Annotated in this window: 6 protein-coding genes; 4 read left to right on the top strand and 2 right to left on the bottom strand. The window is 64.8% G+C overall.

Annotation, left to right across the window (positions count from 1 at the left end; all coding sequences use genetic code 11):
• The 3 genes from ACWDTP_RS37810 to ACWDTP_RS37800 form a co-directional block, all read left to right on the top strand.
• Window positions 1–330 (top strand): GMC oxidoreductase (locus ACWDTP_RS37810; RefSeq protein ID WP_450028335.1); only part of this gene is annotated, 330 nt, incomplete at its 5' end.
• A gap of 28 nt (window positions 331–358) precedes the next feature.
• Window positions 359–1,117 carry an SDR family NAD(P)-dependent oxidoreductase gene (locus ACWDTP_RS37805; protein ID WP_450028334.1) on the top strand — a complete coding sequence of 253 codons (759 nt, stop codon included), beginning with the start codon at window positions 359–361 and terminating at the stop codon, window positions 1,115–1,117.
• A 32-nt stretch (window positions 1,118–1,149) separates the two neighbouring features.
• Window positions 1,150–1,578 (top strand): hypothetical protein, encoded by a 429-nt coding sequence (locus ACWDTP_RS37800; protein WP_450028333.1) that lies wholly within the window; start codon window positions 1,150–1,152, stop codon window positions 1,576–1,578.
• Window positions 1,579–1,653: 75 nt separating this feature from the next.
• On the opposite strand, the gene ACWDTP_RS37795 is transcribed toward ACWDTP_RS37800, so the two are convergent.
• Both ACWDTP_RS37795 and ACWDTP_RS37790 read right to left on the bottom strand, forming a co-directional pair.
• The gene (locus ACWDTP_RS37795) at window positions 1,654–2,049 is read right to left on the bottom strand and encodes a PIN domain-containing protein (RefSeq protein ID WP_450028332.1); all 396 of its coding nucleotides are present in this window, start codon (window positions 2,047–2,049) and stop codon (window positions 1,654–1,656) included.
• Window positions 2,046–2,273, bottom strand: a complete 228-nt coding sequence (locus ACWDTP_RS37790; protein ID WP_450028331.1) for a type II toxin-antitoxin system VapB family antitoxin — start codon at window positions 2,271–2,273, stop codon at window positions 2,046–2,048. Before ACWDTP_RS37790 ends, ACWDTP_RS37795 begins: the two co-directional genes overlap by 4 nt.
• A 199-nt stretch (window positions 2,274–2,472) precedes the next feature.
• Between ACWDTP_RS37790 and dnaK the strand changes: the two genes are divergently transcribed.
• Window positions 2,473–3,883, top strand: a 1,411-nt coding sequence (gene dnaK / locus ACWDTP_RS37785; RefSeq protein WP_450028330.1) for a molecular chaperone DnaK, incomplete at its 3' end; no start/stop codon positions are given.

Below are 3,883 nucleotides of genomic sequence, written 5' to 3'. Positions count from 1 at the left end.
GCCGTCGAGTTGGCTCGGGAGATCGGAAACTCAGAACTGTTGAAGCCCTTCGTGAAACGCGAGGTCATGCCGGGAAATCTGCGGGGTGCGGAGTTGGAGCGGTTCGTTCGCGATGCCGCATCGAGCTATTGGCATCAGACATGCACCGCCAAAATGGGCCGCGACGCGATGTCGGCGGTCGATGCGCAGCTCAAGGTGTACGGCATCGACGGACTCCGCATCGCCGACGGCTCGATCATGCCCCGGGTCACCACCGGAAACACCATGGCGCCGTGCGTGATCATCGGGGAGCGCGCCGCCGACATGATCCGAACAGAACACTCGCTCTGAACACTGTGGGACAGAAGGGAACACGAAAATGACCGACAAGACGTTGACCGGGCGCGCCGCGCTGGTGACCGGTTCCACCTCCGGCCTCGGCTCCGGGATAGCCGCCGCGCTGGCCGCGGCCGGCGCCCATGTGATCGTCACCGGTCGGACGCGGGGCCGCGGCGAGCAGGTCGTCGCGCAGATCGAATCTGACGGTGGCCAAGCAATTTTCATCCCGGTGGACTTCGCCGCCGGGCCGAACGCGACGACCGATCTGGCGTCGGAAGCCCTCGAGGCAGTCGACGGACGACTGGACATCCTGGTCAACAACGTGGCCACCCTGATCCAGCCCGCCCCGACGGCCGAGGTCAGCGCCGAGGAGATCAATGCGGCGTTCGGCGTCAGCGTGGTGACGCCGTTCCTGCTGACCGGCCTGCTGGCCCCGGCGATGGCGCAGCGCGGTGAAGGCGCCGTCGTCAACATCGGCTCGATCTCCGGCGTCGTGGGTGCCAGCGGCTCGGCGTTGTACGGCGCCACCAAAGCGAGCATTCATCAGCTGACCAGAGCGTGGGCGGCTGAGTACGGACCGAGTGGTGTGCGCGTCAACACGGTCGCACCCGGCCCGATTGCGACCGACCGCAGCGACGAGTACGCCGCGGCGATCGCTCCGGTGCTGGCCCAGCTGCCGTCGGGCCGGTTGAGCACTGTCGCCGAAGTTGCTGCGGCAGTGGTGTTCCTGAGCGGACCGTCCGCGGCCAACATTCACGGCGCGCTGCTGTCCGTTGACGGCGGCTGGGCCGCGATCTGAGCTCCGATCCCCATTTCGAAAGGACCATCCCGATGCCCGTCATCCGCCTGACCATGACCTCGACCCTGCCCCCGGTTGAGCTGATGGCGGTGCTCACCGACTTCGGAGCGACCCGGCCCAGCCAGTGGCCGACCATCGACGATGCGTACTTCCAGGTGCACGCCATCGGCGACACCTGGGCCGAGGTCACCGAGGGAACCGCCGCCGCGTGGGAGCGTGCCCGCTACGACTGGGACACCGAACGCGGCCGCGTCACCATCACCACCCACGAATCGAAGGTGTTCGGCCCCGGCGGCGGATGGGTATTCCAATTGACGCCGACGGCCGAGGGGAGCAAGGTCGACATCGAACTCACCCGAAACCCCGAGGGCCTCCGCCGCAAACTGCTCGCCGCCCTGCTGCCGCTGGTGGCGCCGGCCTCGTTGCGGAAATCGTTCGCCGCGCCGCTACACGCTCACTGACACCGAGAGAGGTCCGATGTCCGTCCTGTCCCGACCGATGCCGTTGCCGTCAACGTGGTCGAATGCTGAGCATTTCTAGTCGATTTGGCACTGTTCCAGCGCGGGGCGCACCTCGGCGATCCGGGTGTAATCCCGATCATGGTGGAGGACACCGGCATTGTGCGACAGTGCGGTCTCGGCAATGAAGAGGTCGGGGATAGCGGTGCGATGCCACATGCCGTGGTGGTGTGCGAGGTCTCGTTGGAGTCGCCGCACGCGATTGAAGATGTCCGATGGCGCCGTCAGTACGGAGAACACCTCACGTAAAGACGATTGCTGCGCCTCGTAGTCGGCTGCCGACCGGGCCGAGTACAGCCACTCCAACTCGCCGATCTCACACAACACGAGGTCGGCAAGGTCGACCTCCGGTGGCGGTGACGCGCCGTTCAACAACCGAACATGGGCACTCTTGTCCAGCACCCACAGGGTCACCGCCAGGCCTCATCTGTCTGGAGCGCATCGGTATCGACCGCGTTCCGGGCATCGCTGAAGTGTGCGGTCATTCGCGAACGCCTGGCTTCGCGCTCGGATTCGGCGGCGGAGACCAATCGTCTAAGGCCTTCCTCGACGGTCGATCGCACGGTCTGGCCGGTGACACGCTGGGCGGCTTTCACGAGGTCCTCGTCGAGTTCGATGGTGGTTCTCCGGACCGGCATAGGTACATATTACCGACCTATCTGTACATACTCGAGATTTCTCGGAATCCCGGGAACAAATCCGCCGAAGCCCCCGTTGACCACGTCAACAACAAGTTGAGTGAGTGTGACTCAAGTTCAAGTTGACAATCTATAGTCAACCAGAGCAAGCTTGAGCGTAGTCCGCTCAGACCCCTATATGTCTACAGGAGGCAACACTATGGCTCGTGCGGTCGGTATCGACCTCGGGACCACCAACTCCGTCGTGGCGGTTCTGGAAGGTGGCGACCCCGTCGTCGTCGCCAACTCCGAGGGCTCCCGGACCACCCCGTCGGTGGTCGCATTTGCGCGCAATGGCGAGGTGCTGGTCGGCCAGCCCGCCAAGAACCAGGCAGTGACCAACGTCGACCGGACCATCCGCTCGGTCAAACGGCACATGGGCAGTGACTGGTCCGTGGAGATCGACGACAAGAACTACACCGCGCAGGAGATCAGCGCCCGCGTGCTGATGAAGCTCAAGCGTGACGCCGAGGCCTACCTCGGTGAGGACATCACCGACGCGGTCATCACCGTGCCCGCGTACTTCAACGACGCCCAGCGTCAGGCCACCAAGGAGTCCGGCCAGATCGCGGGCCTCAACGTGCTGCGCATCGTCAACGAGCCGACCGCGGCCGCGCTGGCCTACGGCCTGGACAAGGGCGAGAAGGAACAGACGATCCTGGTCTTCGACCTCGGCGGCGGCACCTTCGACGTCTCGCTGCTGGAGATCGGCGACGGCGTCGTCGAGGTCCGCGCCACCTCGGGTGACAACCACCTCGGTGGTGACGACTGGGACGACCGCATCGTGGAATGGCTGGTCGACAAGTTCAAGAGCACCTCGGGCATCGACCTGACCAAGGACAAGATGGCCATGCAGCGGCTGCGTGAAGCGGCCGAGAAGGCGAAAATCGAACTCTCGAGCTCGCAGAGCACCTCGATCAACCTGCCCTACATCACCGTCGACGCCGACAAGAACCCGCTGTTCCTCGACGAGCAGTTGACCCGCGCCGAGTTCCAGAAGATCACTCAGGATCTGCTGGACCGGACCCGGCAGCCGTTCCAGTCGGTGATCAAGGACGCCGGCATCTCGGTCTCCGAGATCGACCACGTCGTGCTGGTGGGTGGATCCACCCGGATGCCCGCGGTCTCCGAGCTGGTCAAGGAGATGACCGGCGGCAAGGAGCCCAACAAGGGCGTCAACCCCGATGAGGTTGTCGCCGTCGGTGCGGCGTTGCAGGCCGGTGTGCTCAAGGGCGAGGTCAAAGACGTTCTGCTGCTTGACGTCACCCCGCTGTCCCTCGGCATCGAGACCAAGGGCGGCGTGATGACCAAGCTGATCGAGCGCAACACCACCATCCCCACCAAGCGGTCGGAGACCTTCACCACCGCCGATGACAGCCAGCCCTCGGTGCAGATTCAGGTCTATCAGGGTGAACGCGAGATCGCTTCGCACAACAAGCTGCTCGGCCAGTTCGAGCTGACCGGTATCCCGCCGGCCCCGCGTGGCGTCCCGCAGATCGAGGTCACCTTCGACATCGACGCCAACGGCATCGTGCACGTGACCGCCAAGGACAAGGGCACCGGCAAGGAGA

Source organism: Mycobacterium sp. NPDC003449, from assembly GCF_053588415.1.
The sequence above is the reverse complement of the archived record's forward strand: the minus strand, read 5'-3'. Positions and strand labels throughout refer to the sequence as shown.